24 protein-coding genes and 1 tRNA gene are annotated in these 22,196 nt (G+C 55.8%); 11 read left to right on the forward strand and 14 right to left on the reverse strand.

Translation table 11 applies throughout. The annotated features are described in order from the left end of the window. Window positions 1–104: 104 nt before the first annotated feature. The 3 genes from tig to RYZ18_RS01745 form a co-directional block, all read right to left on the reverse strand. A complete protein-coding gene (gene tig, locus RYZ18_RS01735; protein WP_317654658.1) occupies window positions 105–1,430 on the reverse strand; it encodes a trigger factor in 1,326 nt (441 codons plus the stop codon). A gap of 141 nt (window positions 1,431–1,571) precedes the next feature. Beyond that, window positions 1,572–2,429 carry an SMP-30/gluconolactonase/LRE family protein gene (locus tag RYZ18_RS01740; protein ID WP_317654659.1) on the reverse strand — a complete coding sequence of 286 codons (858 nt, stop codon included), beginning with the start codon at window positions 2,427–2,429 and terminating at the stop codon, window positions 1,572–1,574. 9 nt (window positions 2,430–2,438) lie between these two features. Then, on the reverse strand, window positions 2,439–3,968 hold the full coding sequence (locus RYZ18_RS01745) for an aldehyde dehydrogenase (NADP(+)) (RefSeq protein WP_317654660.1): 1,530 nt from the start codon (window positions 3,966–3,968) through the stop codon (window positions 2,439–2,441). A gap of 199 nt (window positions 3,969–4,167) precedes the next feature. On the opposite strand from RYZ18_RS01745, the gene RYZ18_RS01750 reads away from it, so the two are divergent. Then, on the forward strand, window positions 4,168–4,599 hold the full coding sequence (locus RYZ18_RS01750) for a c-type cytochrome (RefSeq protein WP_317654661.1): 432 nt from the start codon (window positions 4,168–4,170) through the stop codon (window positions 4,597–4,599). A gap of 101 nt (window positions 4,600–4,700) precedes the next feature. Here the strand turns inward: RYZ18_RS01750 and RYZ18_RS01755 are convergent, their stop codons facing one another. After that, window positions 4,701–5,207 (reverse strand): helix-turn-helix transcriptional regulator, encoded by a 507-nt coding sequence (locus RYZ18_RS01755; protein ID WP_317654662.1) that lies wholly within the window; start codon window positions 5,205–5,207, stop codon window positions 4,701–4,703. A 152-nt stretch (window positions 5,208–5,359) separates the two neighbouring features. On the opposite strand from RYZ18_RS01755, the gene RYZ18_RS01760 reads away from it, so the two are divergent. The 4 genes from RYZ18_RS01760 to RYZ18_RS01775 are packed head-to-tail and all read left to right on the forward strand — an operon-like array spanning window position 5,360 to window position 7,358. Further along, entirely contained in the window at window positions 5,360–5,767 is a 408-nt protein-coding gene (locus RYZ18_RS01760) for a hypothetical protein (RefSeq protein ID WP_317654663.1), read from the forward strand. Next, window positions 5,764–6,033, forward strand: coding sequence for a hypothetical protein (locus RYZ18_RS01765; protein WP_317654664.1), 270 nt, complete (start codon window positions 5,764–5,766; stop codon window positions 6,031–6,033). The genes RYZ18_RS01760 and RYZ18_RS01765 overlap by 4 nt, the downstream gene beginning before the upstream one ends. 6 nt (window positions 6,034–6,039) lie before the next feature. Next, window positions 6,040–6,771: a hypothetical protein gene (locus tag RYZ18_RS01770; RefSeq protein ID WP_317654665.1), complete on the forward strand. Its 732-nt coding sequence runs from the start codon at window positions 6,040–6,042 to the stop codon at window positions 6,769–6,771. Between the two features lie 5 nt (window positions 6,772–6,776). Next, window positions 6,777–7,358: a PepSY domain-containing protein gene (locus RYZ18_RS01775; RefSeq protein WP_317654666.1), complete on the forward strand. Its 582-nt coding sequence runs from the start codon at window positions 6,777–6,779 to the stop codon at window positions 7,356–7,358. Between the two features lie 41 nt (window positions 7,359–7,399). Here the strand turns inward: RYZ18_RS01775 and RYZ18_RS01780 are convergent. After that, window positions 7,400–7,484, reverse strand: a tRNA-Leu gene (locus tag RYZ18_RS01780). 184 nt (window positions 7,485–7,668) lie between these two features. Between RYZ18_RS01780 and RYZ18_RS01785 the strand changes: the two genes are divergently transcribed. From RYZ18_RS01785 to glnA, 3 genes are all read left to right on the forward strand, one after another. Continuing rightward, window positions 7,669–8,154: a hypothetical protein gene (locus tag RYZ18_RS01785; RefSeq protein WP_317654667.1), complete on the forward strand. Its 486-nt coding sequence runs from the start codon at window positions 7,669–7,671 to the stop codon at window positions 8,152–8,154. A gap of 165 nt (window positions 8,155–8,319) precedes the next feature. Beyond that, window positions 8,320–8,658, forward strand: a complete 339-nt coding sequence (locus RYZ18_RS01790; protein ID WP_317654668.1) for a P-II family nitrogen regulator — start codon at window positions 8,320–8,322, stop codon at window positions 8,656–8,658. A gap of 77 nt (window positions 8,659–8,735) precedes the next feature. Then, on the forward strand, window positions 8,736–10,142 hold the full coding sequence (gene glnA / locus RYZ18_RS01795) for a type I glutamate--ammonia ligase (RefSeq protein WP_317654669.1): 1,407 nt from the start codon (window positions 8,736–8,738) through the stop codon (window positions 10,140–10,142). A 51-nt stretch (window positions 10,143–10,193) separates the two neighbouring features. Here glnA and RYZ18_RS01800 read toward each other — a convergent pair whose 3' ends face one another. The 7 genes from RYZ18_RS01800 to RYZ18_RS01830 all read right to left on the reverse strand — a co-directional run bounded on the left by RYZ18_RS01800 (window position 10,194) and on the right by RYZ18_RS01830 (window position 17,258). Beyond that, window positions 10,194–10,376 (reverse strand): hypothetical protein, encoded by a 183-nt coding sequence (locus RYZ18_RS01800; RefSeq protein WP_317654670.1) that lies wholly within the window; start codon window positions 10,374–10,376, stop codon window positions 10,194–10,196. Window positions 10,377–10,456: 80 nt separating this feature from the next. Next, on the reverse strand, window positions 10,457–11,194 hold the full coding sequence (gene scpB, locus RYZ18_RS01805) for an SMC-Scp complex subunit ScpB (RefSeq protein WP_317654671.1): 738 nt from the start codon (window positions 11,192–11,194) through the stop codon (window positions 10,457–10,459). Beyond that, complete coding sequence (locus RYZ18_RS01810) at window positions 11,191–12,021, reverse strand: segregation and condensation protein A (protein ID WP_317654672.1); 831 nt, start codon at window positions 12,019–12,021, stop codon at window positions 11,191–11,193. The genes scpB and RYZ18_RS01810 overlap by 4 nt, the downstream gene beginning before the upstream one ends. Further along, the gene (locus RYZ18_RS01815; RefSeq protein WP_317654673.1) at window positions 12,018–13,031 is read right to left on the reverse strand and encodes a glycoside hydrolase family 3 N-terminal domain-containing protein; all 1,014 of its coding nucleotides are present in this window, start codon (window positions 13,029–13,031) and stop codon (window positions 12,018–12,020) included. The genes RYZ18_RS01810 and RYZ18_RS01815 overlap by 4 nt, the downstream gene beginning before the upstream one ends. Before the next feature lie 12 nt (window positions 13,032–13,043). Further along, entirely contained in the window at window positions 13,044–14,195 is a 1,152-nt protein-coding gene (locus RYZ18_RS01820) for an SPOR domain-containing protein (RefSeq protein WP_317654674.1), read from the reverse strand. Between the two features lie 101 nt (window positions 14,196–14,296). After that, window positions 14,297–16,024, reverse strand: a complete 1,728-nt coding sequence (gene argS / locus RYZ18_RS01825) for an arginine--tRNA ligase (protein WP_317654675.1) — start codon at window positions 16,022–16,024, stop codon at window positions 14,297–14,299. A 70-nt stretch (window positions 16,025–16,094) separates the two neighbouring features. Next, the gene (locus RYZ18_RS01830; protein ID WP_317654676.1) at window positions 16,095–17,258 is read right to left on the reverse strand and encodes a deoxyguanosinetriphosphate triphosphohydrolase; all 1,164 of its coding nucleotides are present in this window, start codon (window positions 17,256–17,258) and stop codon (window positions 16,095–16,097) included. Window positions 17,259–17,352: 94 nt separating this feature from the next. Here RYZ18_RS01830 and RYZ18_RS01835 point away from each other — a divergent pair, with 94 nt between their 5' ends. The 3 genes from RYZ18_RS01835 (at window position 17,353) to RYZ18_RS01845 (ending at window position 21,049) form a co-directional block, all read left to right on the forward strand. Then, window positions 17,353–17,691: an iron-sulfur cluster assembly accessory protein gene (locus tag RYZ18_RS01835; protein WP_317655788.1), complete on the forward strand. Its 339-nt coding sequence runs from the start codon at window positions 17,353–17,355 to the stop codon at window positions 17,689–17,691. A gap of 26 nt (window positions 17,692–17,717) precedes the next feature. Next, a complete protein-coding gene (gene xth, locus RYZ18_RS01840; RefSeq protein ID WP_317654677.1) occupies window positions 17,718–18,497 on the forward strand; it encodes an exodeoxyribonuclease III in 780 nt (259 codons plus the stop codon). Window positions 18,498–18,628: 131 nt separating this feature from the next. Then, window positions 18,629–21,049: an FAD-dependent oxidoreductase gene (locus tag RYZ18_RS01845; RefSeq protein ID WP_317654678.1), complete on the forward strand. Its 2,421-nt coding sequence runs from the start codon at window positions 18,629–18,631 to the stop codon at window positions 21,047–21,049. Here RYZ18_RS01845 and RYZ18_RS01850 read toward each other — a convergent pair. Both RYZ18_RS01850 and RYZ18_RS01855 read right to left on the reverse strand, forming a co-directional pair. Further along, a complete protein-coding gene (locus RYZ18_RS01850) occupies window positions 21,046–21,525 on the reverse strand; it encodes a holin family protein (protein ID WP_317654679.1) in 480 nt (159 codons plus the stop codon). The two genes, RYZ18_RS01845 and RYZ18_RS01850, sit on opposite strands and share 4 nt — an antisense overlap. Continuing rightward, window positions 21,516–22,127: a holin-associated N-acetylmuramidase gene (locus tag RYZ18_RS01855; protein ID WP_317654680.1), complete on the reverse strand. Its 612-nt coding sequence runs from the start codon at window positions 22,125–22,127 to the stop codon at window positions 21,516–21,518. Before RYZ18_RS01855 ends, RYZ18_RS01850 begins: the two co-directional genes overlap by 10 nt. Between the last annotated feature and the right edge of the window lie 69 nt (window positions 22,128–22,196).

Here is a 22,196-nt window from a genome sequence, read left to right on the forward strand (position 1 = left end):
GTGCACCCCGTCTCTAGCTTACGCCGAAATCCCCAAAACACCACAAAAAAGCCCCCAATCTTCATTGGGGGCCTTTCGTAATGCTGCAATAAGTCTTTTGAAGATTACTCTTCGTCCAAGGCCTCAACAGCTTTTTCAAGCTTGGCTTTGGTGGTTTCAACATCCTTCACTTCAGCCTGCTCAAAGATGTAGTCAACGACCTTATCCTCGAACAATGGTGCGCGAAGCTGCTGCTGCGCTTGCTGATTTTTCTGAATGAATTCAAAGAAGGCGCGCTCTTGACCAGGGTATTGACGCGCTTGGTTCATGACCGCTTGGGTGAATTCCGCATCGGTCACTTGAACCTCGTTCTTCTGACCCAATTCCGCCAAGAGCAAGCCCAACTTCACACGGCGCTCGGCCAGTTTTGTGTGCTCTTTGGTTGGTTTAATCTCACCATGATCATGGCCCTGATGCTCAGGGTTTTCTTCATGCCAAAGCTGATGCGCGATCTGCGCGGCTTCTGCCTCGACAAGGCTTGGAGGCAGATCAAACTTAACTTGCTTGTCCAACTGATCGAGCAAAGCGCGTTTTGTGATCTGGCGCGCGGCCCCTGCATATTCAGCCTGCAAACGCTCCGACACCTGACCCTTCAGGGCTTCAAGGCTTTCTGCGCCGTATTTCTTGGCAAGCTCATCATCAATCGCCGCAGGAACGGGCTTTTTGACCTCTTTGATTGTGCAATCAAAGGTCGCTGCTTTCCCTGCCAGATGCTCTGCGCCGTATTCCTCGGGGAAGGTGACAGAAACCTGCTTTTCTTCGCCTGCTTTTACGCCGATCAACTGATCTTCGAACCCTGGGATGAAGCTATTCGAGCCCAAAACAAGTGGGTAATCTTCGGCGCTGCCGCCTTCAAACGCCTCGCCATCGACCTTGCCTACGAAATCAAAGACGACCTGATCATCTTTAGCGGCTTTACCCTTTTTGGTTTCGAAATTCTGGGCTGTCTCAGCCAGTTTCGCCAGTGTCTCGTCAATCTCTTTATCTGATGCAGGCACAACCATGCGCTCAAGCTTCAGCTTCTTGTAATCCACATCAGGGATTTCTGGCAGACGCTCATAGGACATCGAGACGATGACATCATCGCCTTCTTTCCAATCTTCGTTCACCATCTTGACCTCAGGCTGCATCGCAGGGCGGTCGCCAGATGTTTCAAGGTGGTTTTGCATCGCGCTATCAACAGCGTCTTGCATCGCTTCGCCCATGACACGGGGGCCGAACTGCTTTTTCAAAAGCGCCATTGGCACTTTCCCCTTGCGAAAGCCTTTCATCTCAATCTCAGGCTGCGCTTCGGCCAGTTTCTCATTGACCTTGGCTTCAAGTTCCGCACCCGTGATGGTGATTTCATAGGCGCGCTTTAGGCCTTCGTTTAGGGTTTCCGTGACGTTCATCTGCTTTCCTCGCAATCGAAAACGGTGGTCACCCAAAGGCGACCCGCAAAAAGGGAATTTGCGCCTTACTATTGACAGGCAAGGGGGCGTTCAACCCCGAAATGCGGGCCAAGCGGCGCTTGGCCTCTGCATTCACATAAATTAGGGCAAAATAACCCGTGGTTCGGCCACGCCTTTGACCTCAAGCCGTGCATGATAGAGCAATCCTTGCGGCGCATCTGGGGCTTCCATCCCCTCCTGTGCGGAGGTGATGTAAAGGTCTTGAAGATCAGGCCCACCAAAGGCGGGGCAACTGGAATGCCGCCCGTCAAGCGTGACCACGCGCTCAAGCTTGCCATCGGGGGCATATCGCGCAACACGGCCCCTGCCCCATTGCGCATTCCAAACATAGCCCTCGGCATCCACCACAGACCCGTCAGGGTTCAAATCCTCCCCTCGCAGATCAAGAAAGACCGAAATTGGCCCATCGGGCCATCCATCGGCATTAAGGCCGACTTGCATAATCTGCTGATCTGGGGTCGAGCAGAAATAAGCGATCTTGCCATCGGGCGAAAAGCAAATCGAATTGGGTATGGTCACGGCGGCGAATAATTTGCGCAATTCGCCCTTATAGTAGCGATAAATCGCCCCTGCCCCCTCTTCGAATTTCTTGCCCATCGTCCCGATCCAGAACCCGCCCTGATGATCCGCGCGGCCATCATTTGAGCGTGTCACGGGGTTATCTGCCTCAAGATCACACAATGGTGTGGCGGTGCCTGTGTCCAAATCAAACACAAACAGCGCGCGTTCAGAGGCGATGACGATACGGGTCTCATCGACCCATCCCGCCGCCGAAACCAAATCTGGGAACCCATATTCGCGCTGAGCGCCATCTTTCAGCGCAAACAGGGTTTTGTTCATGATATCGAACCACAGCAATTCGCTACGCAACGGATGCCACAAAGGCCCCTCACCTAGAAAATTTGGCTGTGTCGTTATCGCGCTTGCATGCACACCCATGATCTAACCTCACTCGGCCAATTCACTGGGCAACAGACCCTCGGGCATGTTTTGATAGCAGACAGGCCGCAAAAAGCGGCGGATTGCCAAAGAACCCACGGATGTCGCCCCAAAATTTGTAGATGCTGGATAAGGCCCGCCATGCACCATGGCATCGCAGACCTCGACCCCAGTGGGGAAGCCATTGGCCAAAACGCGGCCTGCTTTGCGCTCAAGGATCGGCAAGAACGCGCGGGCCTCTGCCAAATCGCCGTCATCCATATGCAACGTGCAGGTCAACTGCCCCTCAAGACTGAGGGCAATTTCGCGCATCTGTGCAAGATCGCGGGCGCGCACAACCATCCCCATTGGGCCAAATACCTCGTGACCAAGCGCATCATTGGCCAACCAATCTGCACCGCTCACCTCGTAGAGATAGGGGGCTGCATCGCGGTTGTCGCACATGGTTCCCAAAACCTCACGCACCGCGTTTTGGGCGCCGATGGTTTTGACCCCATTGCGATAGGCCTCGGCAATGCCTGTGGTTAGCATCACCTGAGGCGCGGTCGCGGCGAGCGCCTCACTTGCGGCGGCCACGAATGCATCGGCCTCAGCCCCGTCAATCACCACGGCGATCCCTGGATTGGTGCAAAACTGCCCCACGCCCATGGTCAGCGACCCCGCCCACGCTGTGCCAATCGCCGCACCACGCGCGGCCATCGCCGCAGGCATCAAGAACATCGGGTTTACGCTGCCCAATTCGCCAAAAAATGGAATCGGGGTTGGGCGTGCTGCGCAAAGATCAAACAAGGCGCGCCCGCCTTTGAGCGATCCCGTAAAGCCAACCGCGCTGATCAATGGATGTTGCACAAGCGCCCCGCCCACCTCATAGGCGCCGCCATGAATCATGCTGAACACGCCCTCAGGCATTTCGCAGGCGCGGATCGCGGCCAAGATAGCCTCAGCGATGATTTCAGCCGTTCCTGGATGCGCCTCATGCGCCTTGACCACCACGGGGCAGCCTGCCGCCAAGGCGCTGGCTGTATCGCCCCCCGCCGTTGAAAAGGCGAGTGGGAAATTAGAGGCGCCAAACACCGCCACGGGGCCAACAGGGCGCTGCATCATGCGCAAATCAGGGCGTGGCAAGGGCGCGCGATCAGGCAGGGCTGCATCATGGCGCAAATCAAGATAGTCGTCTTTCAAGATATGCGCCGCAAACATCCGCAACTGGCCCGTGGTGCGACCCCGCTCCCCCTCAAGGCGCGCGGCAGGCAGGCCCGTTTCGCGCGTACCAATATCGGTGATCATCTCGCCGCGCGATTCAATCTCATCCGCGATTTTGTTGAGAAAGGCAGCGCGCGCAGCGCGGGATGTGGCGCTATAATCCCAAAATGCAGTTTCAGCGGCCTGAACGGCCTGATCCACCAAAGCGGTGCTGCCCTTTGAAACCGCGTGACCCTGACCATCCACAGGGGCCGAGGTAAACTGCCCCTCCCCTGCATGCCAGTGGCCTGCAATCAAATGCTGTCCATGCGGGTGAAATTTTGGCTCAGATCCCATAACGCGCTCCCTTATCACTGGCTGTTGGCGCTATCGTTAAAGACCTGCAAGCCATGCTGCAAGGGAGGGGCGTCAGGGTTTGCGGGAATTTGTCGCGCAAGCCTGACTTGAAATCAGATCAATCAACACCAAAACTAGCCTTGTGACGGCGTCATTTCAGTCATTCGTGCCAATAATGACTGACAAGGGAGTAAGTGATTTGACGCAAAAAATCGGACTGGCCGCAGCCTTGGCTTTTGCAGTTTCGGGCGGGGCAGCATGGGCAAGCGGTGATGCCGCTGCGGGTGGACGCGCGTTCAACCAATGCGTGGCGTGCCACGTTGTTAAAAACGCAGCAGGCGACACGCTTGCGGGGCGTAATGGGCGCACAGGGCCAAACCTATACGGCGTGGCAGGCGGCCCTGCAGGGGCGGCCGAAGGGTTCCGCTATTCCTCCAGCCTTGCAGCCTATGGTGAGGCAGGCAATGTTTGGGATGAAGAGGCCTTTGTGGCCTATGTCCAAGACCCAACCGCCTATCTGCGCGAGGCGCTAGGCGACAATGGCGCGCGCAGCGCGATGTCGTTCCGTGTGCGTGGCGAGGAAGATGCCCGCAACCTTTACGCCTATCTGCAATCTTTGGCGACAGAGTAACGCCAAACATTCTCGCGCGGCATGGTGTTTCAGCCATCCGCGCGAGATGAATTCGAAGCGTGAAAGTCACGCATGGCTTGATGGCCATCTTTGGGCGCTGCTTACTTGGTCGCGCCGATGTCAATGAACTCATCCACAAAGAGCGAAAGCAGCTCAACGCGCGACTTCACCCCTGCCTTTCCCATCAGCGAATGGGTCTGTGACTTGATCGTGCCCAACTTTACACCACGCATCTTTGCGATCTCTTCATTGTTCAATCCCCGCACAATCAAAAGCCCGATATCGGCCTCTGTTTTGGACAGCCCCCAATCGCCAAATTTCTGGCGGATCAACGCGTCAAAATCTTCGCGCAGATGATGGAGAGAGGCCGCTTGCGCATCGCTGAGACGCTCCAAGCCCCGAAGATGCATCACCATTTGAACCATCCCTAGAATGAGGGCCAAAACCGCGGTTAATTCAAAAATCAGATGCACCAGTTCGACTTGAGAGTAGGAAACACCCGCCGCCAAATGTTCACTCAAATCAGCCGCAACATCGAAAATGAAAAAGATGCTGCTGACGAGCATCAAACCCAAAGATACGAGAATGAAGCTTTTTTTGTTTTGCATCAGTTCCGTCCTTATTGCACGCCGATCTTTTCCGCTTAGAGTAAACCCAAGTTAGACGCCATTGAACTAAAGTTTAACGACAAAATTCAATATGGGTTCTAACTCGATACCTATCAATTTGCCGCGAGGCACGCAATTTACGAGGTATCAAAATGATCAGACGCACAGCTTTACAACTTCTCTTGGGCGGCGCAGCAGCCTTGCCTATGACCGCCATGCTTGCAGGCCAAGCCCGCGCAAGTTCGAATGACGGCGGCGGTTCTGGCGGCAATGACAGCAGTTCGTCAGGCAGCTTCGGCGGCAATGATGATAACAGCTCATCAGGTAGCTTCGGCGGTAATGATGATAACGGCACATCGGGCAGCAGCAGCAATGGCTCAAACGGCGGCTCATCGCCAAATAGCCCCTCTGGCCCTGATGACACGCTGAGCGGCAGTTCGTCCAATGACGATCTTCTGCGCCTTCAACAGACGCAAAATATTGACCAGTCCCTAAATGATGACGGGCTAGAACCCGTTTCGATGGATAATCTGGCCAATGTCTTGGCGGATTTCCAATGAGGGCAGCTGTTCTGATCCTAGGCGTGGCACTTTTGTCGGCATGTGTCGCCACGACATTTAATCGCAGCGCCACGCCTAACCTTTATAGTGCATTGGACAGCCAACTTGATGGCTATAGCGGGGCTCTCGCATCAGGCGCGGGACGCTTTGAAATTGTGTCCACGCGAACAGATGGGCGCCGCCTCTGCCGTGTTGTCAATGTCGAAACGGAAGGCCGCTTTCACACCGAAAGTTTCTGCAAGATCCGCGGCGGCGAGTGGAGATAATCTGCCGTGACACTAGACTGGGGCACGATAAGGACAGCGCAACTCAAAGGCGGGGATTTTTGCCTTTACTTGCGCTGCCCTGCCCCCTTCTTACAGTTAATTGAAACCTGCCTTACGGGTTGGCAGATCGTGGAGGCGACAAATCCACCACGATTGGACATCATTGTGACCAAGAGTGATGCGGTGCTTAAGATTTCGGGTCGCACCCAGATGATCATCAACCACAGCCCAGACCCGATTGATGCGCTGAATTATCTTTGTTTGGATCTTGCCTATTGCTGTGCCGCGCAATCCTCAAATGCCACGCTTTTGCATTGCGCCGCATTTGGGACAAAGGGAGCAACACAAATCGCATTCGGCAAAAAGGGCGTTGGTAAATCCACCCTATCCTTTCACCACGCCTATCGCGGGGATCGCATATTCGCGGATGATCTCCTGCTCTGGGATCGCAGCAAAAATCGCTTCATTTGTCTTGGTCTGCCGCTCAGGATGCGCCGCCCCCTGCCCAAACTCGACACTGATCTTGGGCAGCGCTTCATCGCGGGCAAATCCATCGCCTATTCACGGCGGGATGCTTTTGACATCGCGCCTGCAGGCTTCGCTTTTTTCCCCGATGAAATTGTCGAGCTGACCCCGACCCCTGCGCCAGTTCCTCTGACGCAACTCTTGGCGCGGATCAAAACCTTTTCAATCTCGAAATCGCTGACGAATTTTCACTCTGAAACCCTAGAGGGGTAAATCCAATGCGCGTTTTTCGCTTCATCCGAACTCTACACAGTTGGCTTGGATTGCTGATTTTGCCGTGGATCATCTTGTTTGGGTTTTCGGGGTTTTATTTCAATCACCAACAAGCGGTGTTAAATATCCTGCCCTCGGGTGAATATGACGAGACCGCCCTCTCCGAAGCCATGCTTGACGCACCGCTATCAGCGGCGCAGGCGCTGGCCTTGGTGGAAGATCACTTTCCCGATCTTGTTATCACAGATGCCAAACAAACCACCTATCATGGCTTTCGTGGTTATCAGTTTTTAGGTGAACGGGCACAGGTGATTGTCGCCGCTGATACAGGGCATTTCTACCACAAAACCCGTCTCACCCGCACAACCTTTGCGCCTGATGGCACCCGATTGCATCGCAAAATCTATTGGGGTCGATTTTTATCAACCTTCCACAATCTGGGTTGGGTCGATACACGCTTTGGCACAATTTTAGCGGATATAACCGCTTGGGCCCTGATTATTTTTGGATTTTCAGGTTTGTTTATCTGGGGCTTCCCACGGCACAAGCGCTACTTGCGCGCTTTGGGTGGCCTTTGGCCAAAGTGAGCTGCGCCAATATTGTCAAAGCGCATAAATTTATCATGATTTGGTGCGGGTGGAGGGACTTGAACCCCCACGCCTTGCGGCGCCAGAACCTAAATCTGGTGCGTCTACCAATTTCGCCACACCCGCAACGGAGCTGTCCTTAGCAGAGGCCTTTGCGGAGTGCGAGGGGGAAAATTACCCTTTTTGCAATTTCTCAAAGGCCGCATCGCCCCGCACCAAAGGCTGCGCCACAATTTCGCCTTATTTCTGATGTTACCTCCCCACAGAGGCAAAAGCGGGCAAAGACCCGCGTCAAATGCGAGCAAAACAAATGACAATTCCCGTTAGCCCTGCGATGCTTATGGGGTTGCGCGATTTGGTGCAAAGCCCAATTGACGCAAAGCCCGCTCTAGAGACGCAGCTCATTATGGCAAATTTGCCCATTCTCACCCTTGAGGGGGCCTTGCCCGCAGAACATCTCTATGTGGGGGATCGTGTCATCACCAGTATTGGCGCCCTGCCCCTTCAGGCAATGATGCCTGTGCATCTCGCCCACCCCCTGCGCGTGGTGCATCTTGAGGCCTATGCGCTTGGCTCTGACCAGACGCAGCCTTGTGATCTCTTTCCCAGTCAATTGTTGAAAACGCGCCAAGGTGACATGGCCTTTGCGCGGGATTTCATCGGGCAGCGGGGCGTTAGGTATCGCAATCTGCCACAGGCGCGCTTGTTGGCCTTGCATTTTGCGCGCGATGTCCAGATTTTTGCCAATGGGCTGATCCTACAGGCGGCCCGTTCAGTCGATCAGGCCGCAGCCTAAAGTCACAGTTTTCAAACTGATTAAATTTTGTGCGCAGCGCACAAATATGTTGCAAGTCTCTAAATTTCCCTTGAGAGAGAGCAGCGCGAGCGGGCAATCAGATTGCCCCGCCCCGCACAACATGGTGTCAGAAAGGCGCAATGCACGCAGGAAGGCGAGGGCCACATGAAAAAAATCGAAGCGATCATCAAACCATTCAAGCTTGATGAAGTAAAAGAAGCGCTTCAGGAAATCGGCATTCAAGGTTTGTCGGTGACCGAAGTCAAAGGGTTTGGCCGTCAAAAAGGTCATACAGAGCTTTATCGCGGCGCGGAATATGTGGTTGATTTCTTGCCCAAGGTGAAAATCGAAGTTGTTCTTTCCGATGATATGGTCGATGGCGCGATTGAGGCGATCATTGACGCGGCGAAGACCGATAAGATTGGGGACGGTAAGATTTTCGTCTCCACCATCGAGCAAGCAATCCGCATCCGCACAGGCGAGTCTGGTGAAGACGCGCTCTAAGGCATGAGGCCAAAATAGCCAGGGTCTCTTTGGCCCTATCTCACTCCCCAAAGACCAAAATGTAAGGGAAGGTCACGATGAGCAAAGACAAGGTTCTTAAACTGATCAAAGACGAAGACATCGCATATGTCGATATTCGTTTCACAGACCCGCGCGGCAAGATCCAGCACGTTACCGTGATGTCTGATCTGGTTGATGAAGATTTCCTCGATGAGGGCTTCATGTTTGACGGCTCCTCCATTTCTGGTTGGAAAGGCATCGAAGCCTCCGACATGAAATTGATGGCAGACACAGACAGCGCTTATATTGATCCGTTCTACGCAGAGAAAACCCTGTGCGTGCATTGTAACGTGGTCGAGCCCGACACGGGCGAGCCTTACGAGCGTGACCCACGCGGCACCGCCGTTAAGGCAGAGGCCTATCTGAAATCCACAGGGATTGGCGATGTGGCCTATTTCGGCCCAGAAGCCGAATTCTTCATCTTCGATGATGTGCGCTACTCGGTCGCCCCAAACAAAGTGGGTTACGAAATTGACGCGGTCGCAGCCGCATGGAACACCGATGCTGAGTTCGAGATGGGCAATATGGGCCATCGCGCGGGCTACAAGGGCGGCTACTTCCCTGTGAACCCAATTGACGAAGCCCAAGACCTGCGCTCTGAAATGCTGTCGACCATGAAATCCATCGGGATGAAAGTGGACAAGCATCACCACGAAGTGGCGACCTGTCAGCATGAATTGGGCCTGATTTTCGGGACATTGACCGAACAGGGCGACAACATCCTGAAATATAAATACATCATCCAGAACGTGGCCCATGCCTATGGCAAAACAGCCACCTTCATGCCCAAGCCTATGGCAGGCGATAACGGCACGGGGATGCATGTGAACATGTCGATCTGGAAAGATGGCAAGCCCTTGTTTGCAGGCGACAAATACGCGGATCTGTCAGATGAGGCGCTTTACTTCATCGGCGGCATCCTCAAGCACGCCAAAGCGTTGAACGCGTTCACAAACCCATCCACCAACAGCTATAAGCGTCTGATCCCCGGCTTCGAAGCCCCCGTTCTGCGCGCTTATTCTGCACGGAACCGTTCGGGCTGCGTGCGTATTCCATGGACAGAAAGCCCCAAAGCCAAGCGCGTTGAGGCCCGCTTCCCTGATCCATCCGCAAACCCCTACTTGGCCTTCTCGGCCTTGTTGATGGCAGGTCTGGACGGCATTCAGAACAAAATCCACCCAGGTGAGCCTTCTGACAAAGATCTGTATGATCTGCCCCCAGAAGAATTGGCCGAAATCCCAACTGTTTGCGCATCCTTGCGCGAGGCATTGGAAGAGCTGGAAAAAGATCACGACTTCCTGCTCAAAGGCGATGTGTTCACGAAGGATCAAATCGATGCCTATGCCGCGCTTAAGTGGCAGGAGGTCTATGCCTTCGAACACACCCCACACCCTGTGGAATACAAGATGTATTTCTCCTGCTAAGCAGCAGAAATCGAACAGAAAAGGCGCAAGCAATGCTTGCGCCTTTTTTATTCAGAACCGCATGAACCGCCGCATAAGACCGGTAGTCTGGCGCAGACGGCGCTCAGTCGCACGGGCCTGTGCAGGATCACCGCGCGCGCCCCGCCGCGCGACATGGTCGGTTGCTTTATTCACCCCACGCCAAACCATCCGCCTTATCACCATACGGATCAGTGCTGAAATAAGGTTGCTCATCTCACCCTCAATCGCGGCCCCTAAAACAAGACCCGCAGACCGCGGGCCATGTGAGATAATACCAGCGTATTGGGGCAAAATCAGGGCGCGTCATCCTCGAACAAGGCGCCATCCTCATCTGCGTCATCCATATCAAAGGGAAGACCGCCCTCCTCCTCCTCTGGGGCTTCTGCGCCCTCCTCGGACAGGTTCAAGCCGCGTGGGCGATTGTCGAGCAGCCCCGCATCGCGCAATTCCTTCACGCCCGGCAAATCGCGGGCAGATTCCAAACCGAAATGATCCAAAAACGCAGGCGTCACCACGAATGTGACGGGCCGGCCCGGCGTCATCTTGCGGCGGCCAAATTTGATCCATTCCATTTCAATCAATTGATCAATCGTGCCCCGATTGACCGACACGCCGCGGATTTCTTCAATCTCGGCGCGTGTCACAGGTTGATGATAGGCCACGATTGCCAAGGTTTCGATTGCCGCGCGCGACAGTTTCCGTGTCTCGACCGTTTCGCGGCTCATCAGAAAGCCCAGATCAGCACTGGTGCGCATCGCCCATGCGTCACCCACTTTGACCACATTCACACCGCGCCCCTCATAGCGGCGGCGCAGCAGTTGCAAGGCTTCAGCAGGATCACAACCATGCGGAAGACGTGCTTCCATCTCGCGGATTGAGACAGGCTCGGCACTGGCAAAAAGCAAGGCCTCAATCATGCGTTCCTGTTCCGCCAAAGGGGGCGCTTGAAACAGGCTCTTCTCAGGCGTGTTTGAGGGTGCTTCAGCAGGTGTTTCGGGTGAAGTTTCAGGTGTATCCGCCACGCCGCTCATCTTTCATCATCCCTTCGTTTCACTTCAATTGGCGCGAATGTTTCCGCTTGGCGAATGACCAATTTTCCCGCCTTTACCAATTCCAAACTCGCCGCAAATGTGGCCGCAGTGGCAGAGCGGCGTTTTTTCGGATCCATGCCCCACCCATCGGGCAGATAGGTCAAGATATCCGTCCACTCGCCCGCATATCCGATCAGACCGCGCATCCGCTCTAGGGCTTGCTCCATTGTAAAGACGCTGTCGCGATCCATGACAAAGGGGCGAAAATCATCACGGGTTCTAATCCGGGCATAACCTTGCATCAAATCAAGAAGGTTTGCGGTATATTTGACCTTGCGGGCATGGGTAACGGTCTCGGGAATGCCACGCACGAAACGATCCCGTCCCAAACGATCCCGCGCCATCAACTTGGCCGCGCATTCACGCATGGCGCTTAATCGCTCCAACTGGAAGGCCAAATGCGCCGCCAATTCTTCGCCTGACGGGCCCTCTTCTTCGGGATCAGGCGGCAATAAGAGGCGCGATTTGAGATAGGCCAACCACGCGGCCATAACCAAGTAATCCGCTGCCAATTCAATCCGTAATTTGCGCGCTTCTTCCACGAAGGCCAAATATTGTTCGGCCAATCGCAACACCGATATTTTGCGCAAATCCACCTTTTGCGTGCGCGACAATGTCAGCAATAGGTCAAGCGGCCCTTCAAACCCATCGACATCAACAATCAACGCCTCGGCCGCGCGGCGTTCGGCCACGCTATCCCATTCACCGGGATCGGCGAGAAGATTGTCATTTGCCGCCTCAGGGGGCAGCGCAGGTGTATCGCTCATACTGGGCCTTTTTCGCTTAGGCTGCGAAGTTCGGCATCTATCGCATATAAGTCAAGCGATGTCGCGGATTTGCGGGCCAAAAGTGCCGCCTGCGCGCGTTTTGCCGCGATCCCGTCCAACTGTCCAGAATGGGCAACGACCTCCTCCATTTCGGGCAGCTTGCCATTGCAATGCAAAATCACATCACAGCCCGCTGCGCGGGCCTGTGTGCTGCGTTCTGCCAAACTGCCCCCAAGCGCCCCCATCGAGATATCATCGGTCATCATCAACCCTTGATACCCAATATCCTCGCGGATCATCCGCATCAGCACAGGCGACAGGGTTGCAGGCAGGTCGGGGTCAACTGCCTCATATATGATATGCGCGCTCATCCCCATTGGCAGATCAATCAGGGGCCGAAAGGCCGCGAAATCAACCGCCTTCAATTCACTGGGCGCGGCACTGACACGGGGGCAGCTGAGATGGCTATCCACCTGACCAAGACCATATCCGGGCAGATGTTTCAAAATCGGGGCCACGCCCGCATCCATCAACCCTTGTGCATAGGCACGGGCAAAGGTTGCAACTGTGTCAGGCGCAAACCCGTAAAGGCGATTTTTTAACACCGCATGAGTTTCAGGCCGCGCGACATCCGCCAAAGGCGCGCAATTAACGTCAAGCCCCACGGCACGCATCTCAAGCCCGATATAGGCCGCGCGCAAATATAAGGCGCGCGCAGCCGAGTGCGGATCACGGCCTGCGATCATATCAAGGGGCGGTGTCCAGTGCCGCCAATGCGGTGGCCCCATGCGCTGCACACGCCCGCCCTCTTGGTCAATCAAAATGGGCGCATCCCACCCAACACAATCGCGCAAGCTATCGGTTAAGGCCCGCAGTTGGTCGGGGGTATCAATGTTGCGCGCAAAAAGAATAAATCCCCAAGGGTTGGCCGCGCGAAAAAACTGCGCCTCATCCGCCGACAAACTTAGGCCCTTCAAGCCAAGGATTGTGGCAGAATAAGGGACAGACATAGCCCTGCCCCCTCACCGAATGGTCGCAGGGATACAGGCCTGACCCAATGCCAAGAGCGCCGTGCAGAAACGGCGTGCATCATCCACCCCGTCAAACCCCGCGACACGCAGACGGAAGAATTCCTGACCGCCCGAACTGGCCGCCATAATCACGCGGCCACGCCCTTCGAAAAAACCATCATATTGCGCCGCAAGCCGATCCCATTCACGCCGCGCCGCATCGGGGCTGTCAAAGGCGCCAAGCTGCACAACCATGTCCCCCGCGGCAAGGGTTGAAGGATCAATTTCAATGACGTCATCACGGCTTGCATCACTGGGCGCCTGCGCAAGGCTCAGATCCATCGTAAAGGGTCGCGGCGTTGGAATAAGTGATACAGCCACGCCCGCGACAGAGGCAGGAATTCTGTCGACCTCAGGCGCAAGATCAGGCTGAGACGCATTCGGGCTTTCCCCCAAAGCCTCTGCTAAAAGGGCGGTGATCAAATCTTCGGTCGCCTGCGGCACATCCGCGACAGGCCGCGCAGGCGGCCCGATCAAGTCAAAACTGTCAGGCGCGATAATGTCCAATTCAGGCGCGGCTTGGGGCATTTCAGCCTCAGGCGTCACCAAAAGGGTTATATCCTCGATCAAATCAACAGGCGGCGGCGCGAGGATGATTTGCGCGGCTGCAGGCCCCGCCTCACGCCCTGCGGCGATCTCATTCACGGCAAGGCCCATGTGATCCGCCTCAACCCCGCCCGGATCATCCGGCGGCACGCGAAACGGCTCGGATGGTGCGGCAATCACAGGCACACCAAGGGTTTGCCGTTTCAGCGCCTCATATCCCCAATACGCCCCAAGCGCCACCATGGCGACCGACATCAGCCCCATGACCCCAAGGCCGAGCTTGCGCACAGACTGCGTGCGTTCGACCTCGGCAAGGCTCGCGGTGATCTGATCGGCGGAGGCCTGAAGGTCGGGCTCGGCTGTGGCGCTGAGAGGATCCCACCCCGCTTGCGGCATCTGTGGCGCGCGCGCGGATGGGGGATCAAATCTTTGCGGCGGGTTGGCAAAAAGACGCGCCGGATCAACCGCCATCCCCCCGACAGGGCGTCTGGCCTGCGCAGAGTTCGCTATGCGCTGAAACGGTCTTTGCGCGGGAGGTTCTTTTTCATAAGCCGCCATGCCTGCCCTTTTCCGCCGTGATGCCCTTTGTTTTATGGGCTTATGTCACGGCACTATCCTGCTCTGCCTCTGGCCTGCGGAAGCTGAAGACGTTTATCGCCTTACATTTTATCCGCAGGTGTTACCCCTAAGATACCAAGACCGTTGGAAATAACAACGGCTACTGCATCAATAAGGGCCAATTTTGCCGAAGTCGTGGCCAAATCATCTTCTTGCAAAAAGCGCAGATGGGGTGCGGCATTGCCCTTATTCCACAGTGCGTGGAATTCAGCGGCCAGATCATAGAGGAAAAACGCAATGCGATGCGGCTCGTGCGATTGTGCCGCGATCTCGACCACACGCGGCCATTCCGCGAGTTTCGCCACCAGCGCGAATTCAGCAGGATCGTTGATCGCGTCCAGATTTTTGTGATCTATCGCGATGCCCAATTCACCCGCCTTGCGCAGCACCGATTGAATGCGGGCATGGGCGTATTGAACATAGAACACGGGGTTATCTTTGGATTGCTCTAAAACCTTGTCGATATCAAAATCCAAAGGCGCATCGTTCTTGCGGGTTAGCATGATAAAGCGCGTGACATCGCGCCCGACCGCCTCGACCACATCAGACAGCATGACGAAAGTGCCTGCGCGTTTTGACATCTTAAACGGCTCGCCGCCTTTGAAGAGGCGCACCAATTGCGTCAGCTTAATATCAAGCGGCACCTTGTTTTCGGACAGCGCCGCCACGGCGGCCTTCATCCGTTTGACATAGCCGCCATGATCGGCGCCAAAGACGTCAATCAATTCATCATAGCCACGCGTGACCTTGTCATAATGATAGGCGATGTCAGGGGCAAAATATGTCCATGCGCCATCCGATTTCATAATCGGGCGATCCACATCATCGCCATGCTCGGTCGATTTGAACAAGGTTTGTTCGCGCGGCTCCCAATCCTCTGGGGTTTTGCCCTTTGGTGGCTCTAACACACCGCGATAAATCAGGCCCTTACCCTTAAGGTCTTCAATCGCGGCTTCAATCCGCCCCGTGCCATAGAGGGATTTTTCACTAAAGAAGTGATCCATTTTCACGCCAAGACTGTCGAGATCAGCCTCGATCAGCTGCATCATGGACGCGATGGCGAACTCACGCACGGGGGCAAGCCATTCCCCCTCGGGGCGACCAAGATACGCATCCCCAACCTCAGATTTCAGGGCCTGACCCACCTCGATTAGGTAATCGCCTGGATAGGTGCCATCCTCAAAGGACACAGCCTGACCATGCGCCTCGAGATAGCGCAAATACACAGAACGCGCCAAAACATCGACCTGCGCCCCGCCATCATTGATGTAATATTCGCGCGTCACGTCATATCCTGCGTAATCCAACAGGCTGGCCAAAGCATCGCCGAAGACCGCGCCGCGCGTATGCCCCACATGCAAGGGCCCTGTCGGGTTGGCCGACACATATTCGATATTCACCTTGCGCCCCTGCCCGATATTGACGCGGCCATAGGCACCGCGCGCCTGCGCAATGCCGCGCAGCATCTCGCGCCATGTCTGCGCAGAAAGGCGAAGGTTCAGAAAGCCTGGCCCCGCCACATCGGCGGTCTCAATCCGCGGGTCGGCCATCAGGATCGGGGCCAATGCATCGGCGATATCACGTGGCTTTAGCCCTGCAGGTTTTGCCAGAACCATGGCCGCATTCGTTGCCATATCGCCATGAGCGGCATCGCGCGGGGGTTCAACCGCGACATTGGCGAAATCAAGCCCTGCGGGCAACGTGCCTGCAGCCTCCATCTGACCCAAAGCGTCAATCACCAAGGCGCGAATATCGGCAAAAAGCATCATGTTTTATCATCCTGATTGTCTTGCGCCCTGCTCTATCAGGTTGCAGGGCAAGGTCAATGCCACAAGGCCCTTAGAAGACGGCCCCCAGACCCAAGTCACGGTTGAAGATCCGCCGATGGGTTTGCAGTGCGAACCGATCCGTCATGCCCGCGATATAATCACAAACCAAGCGCGCAAGCGTGGTGTCATCTTGTGCTGCGCGCACTTCGGCCTGCCATTGGCGGGGCAGTTGGTCAGGGTGGGCCATCATATGCGGGAATAAATCATTCACGACATCCGTGACGATTGCGCGTGTCTCGACCACCCGCGGCGCACGATACATGCGGGTGAACAAAAACGCGCGCACCTCTTTGAGATCAGCAAAAACCTGATCCGAAAACCGCACCATTGCGCGCCCTGCATGGCGGATATCTTGCGGCGAAGCAGGATCAAGCGCGCCGAGGGCCGTGGTGGCATAGGCAATCACATCCTCAACCAATACCCCGAAAAAGCGGCGCAGCGCCTCGTGCCTGCGGCGGGTTGGGTCAATATCGGGATAGGCCGTATCCACCTCGCCAAAACACGGGCCCACAAGGGGCAGCGCCATAATATCGGCCACCTCAAATAGCCCTGCCCGCAGCCCGTCATGCAGATCATGGTGATTATAGGCGATATCATCCGCAATTGCAGCAATCTGCGCCTCAAGGCTGGCATAGGTGGTCAATTCTAGATCATGGCGCGCATTATAATCGGCCAAGGCCCAAGGATATGGGGCGGCTACAGGCCCGTTATGTTTCGCAATCCCCTCAAGGCTTTCCCATGTCAGGTTTAGCCCGTCAAAATCGGCATAATGGCGCTCGAGATTGGTGACGATGCGAATGGCCTGCGCATTATGATCGAACCCGCCATAGGGGGCCATCAAATCGCAAAGCGCATCCTCGCCCGTATGGCCAAAGGGCGTGTGGCCCAGATCATGGGCCAGCGCAATCGCCTCGGTCAAATCTTCGTTCGCCCCAAGGGCGCGGGCCATCGTGCGGGCCACTTGCGCGACCTCGATCGAATGGGTCAGACGGGTGCGAAAATAATCGCCCTCATGCTCGACAAAAACTTGAGTCTTATGCTTGAGGCGGCGAAAACTAGAGGCATGGATGATGCGGTCACGGTCGCGCTGAAAGCAAGATCTGTGCCCACTTTCCGCCTCGGGGTAGAGCCTGCCGCGACTGTCGCTCGGAGTGCAGGCATAGTTTGCGCGCATGATCCCTATCCTTGCCGTTTCAATTTGGCGGTCTTATATTGGAAAACACACTGTTCTAACAGCCCGCAATCACAGCAATTTTTGCCCAAACGAGATGGCGATGGATTTGAACCTACCCCCCAAAGTAACCCCTCGCGCCTTTGCGCGTCTGGCTGAGATTAACGCAGATACACCCGCCCCGAAGGCGCTGCGCGTGGCCGTTGAGGGGGGCGGGTGTTCTGGCTTTCAATATGATATTCGGCTTGATGATCCCGCCGAGGGTGATCTGATCTTGGAGGATGCAGGCCAAAAGGTTGTGGTTGACGAAACCTCGCTGCCGTTTTTGGCCAATGCCGTGATTGATTTTTCCGAAGAATTGATCGGCGCGCGCTTTGTTATCGACAATCCAAATGCCGCGTCATCCTGCGGCTGCGGGATTAGCTTTTCTCTTTAACCCATTGATTAAAAAGGCCTGCGCTTATGAAAATAGCCACATTCAACATCAATGGGATCAAAGCCCGCATTGATGCCCTGCCGCAATGGTTGGATGAGGCGGCCCCTGACGTGGCGCTATTGCAAGAGATCAAATCGGTTGACGAGGCCTTCCCCCGCGAGATTTTTGAGGAGCGGGGCTATAACGTGGAAACCCATGGTCAAAAAAGTTTCAACGGCGTGGCGATTTTATCAAAATACCCGCTCGAAGATGTGATCTGCGGCCTGCCCGGTGACGCGGAGGATGAGCAGGCACGTTGGATCGAGGCCACAGTGGTCGGTCAAAAGGCGCTGCGGATTTGCGGGCTTTATCTGCCCAATGGCAATCCCTGCCCTGGCCCGAAATATGAGTATAAATTGGCGTGGATGGCGCGGATGCAGGCGCGTGTTGCCGAACTTTTGGCGGAAGAAACCCCCGTTTTGTTTGCGGGGGATTACAATATCATCCCCCAAGACGAAGATGCCGCCCGCCCCGATGCATGGCGTGAGGATGCATTGGCGCGTCAAACCAGCCGCGAGGCGTTTCGCAAAATCGTGAACCTTGGTCTGACGGATGCGTTTCGCGCACGGGTGCAAGGTGGCGACAATTATTCGTTCTGGGATTACCAAGCGGGGGCGTGGAACCGCAATGATGGGATCCGCATTGATCACATTTTGCTGTGCCCCTACGCGGCTGATCTTTTGCAAGATGTTGGAATAGATCGTGAAATCCGCGCGCGTGAAAAGCCATCAGATCACGTGCCGGTTTGGGTTGAACTGGCCGCCTGATTTCTAGCGCCCCGCGATTTAGCCTATTCGCGGCATTTGCCCCCCCAATTTGGTCGAATTTAAGCACCTCAGCCGCCATTTGGCGGTCTAGGTTTGGTGCAAGGTAAAGATCATCTCAACGGGAGGTATGGATGTCTGAAACAGCGCGGGTCGTGATTATCGGGGGTGGTGTTGTGGGGGCATCCGTTCTCTACCACCTCGCCAAAGCGGGTTGGACAGATAGCCTTTTGATCGAACGGTCTGAACTGACCTCGGGCAGCACATGGCACGCAGCGGGCGGGTGCCACACCATCAACGGTGATCCAAATGTTGCCAAGCTTCAGAAATACACGATTGATCTTTATAAAGAAATTGAAGAGCTGTCAGGTCAGGCCACAGGCTTTCACATGACAGGTGGGGTGATGTTGGCCTCCACGCCTGAGCGGTTTGATTGGTTGAAATCCATCTCTGCCAAAGGGCGCTATCAGGGTATTGAAGCCGAAGTAATCACCCCCGAAGAGGCGCATGAGCTGATGCCGCTTCTTGATCCGCGGCAGTTTACGGGCGCTTTGCGCACCGTTGTCGATGGCCATCTTGACCCTTCTGGTGTGACCTATGCCTATGCCAAATCCGCCAAAATTCTTGGGGCGAGCTATCAGACCCACCGCATGGTGACGGGCATCCTGCGCGCGCGCGAGGGCGGTTGGATCGTGCAAACCGACAAGGGCGATATCGCCTGCGAGCATGTGGTGAATGCAGGCGGGCTTTGGGCGCGCGAAGTGGGGCGTATGGTTGGCCTTGAACTGCCCATCTTGGCGATGGAGCATATGTATCTCATCACCGAAGACATGCCCGAAGTGGCCGAGATCAATGCAAAAACGGGCCGCGAAGTGATCCATGCGGTCGATTTCGATGGCGAGCTGTATTTGCGCCAAGAACGTGGCGGGATGCTTATGGGCACCTATGAGAAGGCCTGTGTTCCATGGTCGACCCGCAACACGCCCTGGGAATTCGGGCATGAGTTACTGCAACCCGATATTGACCGCATCGCGCCAAGCCTTGAGGTGGGGTTTGAACATTTCCCCGCCTTTGCGAATGCGGGCATCAAACAAATCATCAATGGCCCCTTCACCTTTGCCCCCGATGGCAACCCGCTGATCGGGCCTATTCGCGGGCTCGAGGGGATGTGGTCAGCCTGCGGGGTTATGGCAGGCTTCAGCCAAGGGGGCGGTGTCGGTCTGGCGCTGGCCAATTGGATCACCCAAGGGGATCCTGGCTTTGACGTATGGGCGATGGATGTCGCGCGCTATGGCGATTGGACGACCCTCAGCTACACCAACCCGAAAGTGCAAGAAAACTATTCGCGGCGGTTCTCCATCAAATTCCCGAATGAGGAATTGCAGGCCGCCCGCCCCCATAAGACCACGCCAATTTATGATCGCATGGTCGGGCTTGGCGCGCAGATGGGTGAATCTTGGGGGCTTGAAGTGCCGCTTTGGTTCGCGCCCGAAGGTGTGCGGGATCAATTCTCATGGCGGCGCTCAAGTGATTTTGACCATGTTGGGGCCGAGGCGCGCAACCTGCGCGAGGCTGCGGGCCTGTTGGAAATCTCGGGCTATTCGAAATTTCGGATCGCGGGCGCGGATGCAGGCGCGTTTCTTGACCGCGTTTTGGCCTGTGCCTTGCCCAAACCTGGTCGGATGACGTTGGCGCCAATGTTAAAGGAAAATGGCAAGCTGCAAGGTGATCTCACCTGCGCCTGCCTAGATCCTGAGACTTATATGCTGTTTGGCTCTGGCATGGCTGAAAATTTCTACGCCCGTTGGTTCGAGGCCCAAAAATTGAGCACCGAAGAGGTCACCATTGAGGTGATCGGTTTAGGTCTTTGCGGGCTGCATATTGCAGGGCCAAAAGCGCGCGACATCCTTGCGCAAATTGCCCCTGACATGGCGAAGATGCGCTTCATGGATTTTGCGAAAATGGATGTGTCCATGGCCCCCGCCTATGTCGGGCGGGTCAGCTTTACGGGTGATTTGGGCTATGAGATTTGGATGCGCCCAGAATTCCAGCGCCAAATTTTTGAGGCCTTGTTGCGCGTTGGGGCGGATCACGGGCTGCGTCCTATCGGTCTGCGTGCGCTCAATTCTTTGCGTTTGGAAAAGAACTTTGGTGGATGGGCGCGCGAATATCGCCCCGTCTATGGCCCGCTTGAGGCCCGTCTTGATCGGTTTGTGGCTTATAACAAACCCGCTGATTTTATCGGCAAAGCCGCAGCCTTGGCCGAGCGGGAGACGGGCGGAGCTTTACGCCTAATGAGTTTCGCGATTGACGCACATGATGCCGATGTGATCGGGGATGAGCCAATTGATTTTCAGGGGAAAACCATCGGTTGGGTTACATCTGGCGGCTATGCCCATGCCAGCGCGACATCGGTTGCGATGGGATATGTGCCGAAGGAATATGCCGATCAGGCGGATGGTTTCACAATCGAGGTTTTGGGCCATGCCCTAAAGGCCACGCCCCTGCCCCAGCCCCTGTTTGACCCAGAGGCGAAGGTGATGCGCGCGCCTTAATCGGCGCGCCATTCCTCAAGCGCGGGATTTTCGTGGCTGCCCCTTTGGCCAAATGGCCACCATCGGCGTGCTGATCTTTGCGGCGGTGTGTCGGGTATGCGGGCATAATACATTTCGCGCGCGCCGAAATAGAAACTCACCACCGCCCCCAAAAGCCACCAAAGCGGCTCGGGGATGGCCGCCAAACCCGTCATGCGCGCGGCAAAAGCCGCAGGGTCGATCATGGCGAAGGCGAATAGGCCAATGACCGACAGCGCCATCAAAGGACGCGGCAGGCGGTTTAGCCCATTAATCGCGCGGTCAAACCCCGTGCTGCCACTATGGGTGAATTCGGCCGCGTAGCTGCGCAAGATTTCTGCGCGAAATTCTGCATCTGCGGCCTCGCGCGCAGCCGCATTGCCGGCAAAGACCTCGGATATATTTTCAGCAGTCTGGCCAAGGGCCGTTAGCCCGCCAAGCGCCCCAATCACCGCCATGATTTAACCCTTTCGTGATGCTCTGCCGCGCTTAAATGATATTTGGGCGACAAGAAGGTTTCTGCCCGCGTGATCCAACCGCCCTTTCCGCCATCGCGCTTGCGCGCAAATTTCCGCAAACTGGGGCGTCTCTCCCCCAAGCTGTAATAGAAATTGCGCCGCGCAATGGCATAGGCATCAATCAACGCGCGCTCATTGCGGCTGCTCGCGGCCTCTGCGGCCCGTGCGGTGATGGGGCCAATCACCCCATCAACCGCGATATCAAACCCCATATCGCGCAGCAGGCGTTGCAGCAAAATGATTGCCTGCGCCCCCGCATTCACCTGCATATCGTAAACGACAGGCTGCAACGCCTCAGGCAGCAAATATATGCGCGGGGCGCGATAGTAATCTTCTTCGAAAATTTCGATGGCAATAGCGCGCGTCAGGCGCAGGATATCCTCGCGGTCGATGTCACCATCGCCATCCAAATCGCGCCCTGCATTTCGCAGGGCGGCCAAGGTGATGCCAAAATTTGTGGGGCCGCCCGGATCATCGGGATCATCGGAAAAGCCGCCCTCATGGCTTAGGATCTGGTGTGAAATCGCCCGAACCGAAAGCATGGGCGCTCCCTCCCTGCTCTGCGGTTAATGACGGGGAAGGTCTATCAGACTATGGTTAAAACAGGCTTA

The organism is Roseovarius sp. 10 (genome assembly GCF_033100315.1).
Taxonomy (GTDB): domain Bacteria; phylum Pseudomonadota; class Alphaproteobacteria; order Rhodobacterales; family Rhodobacteraceae; genus M30B80.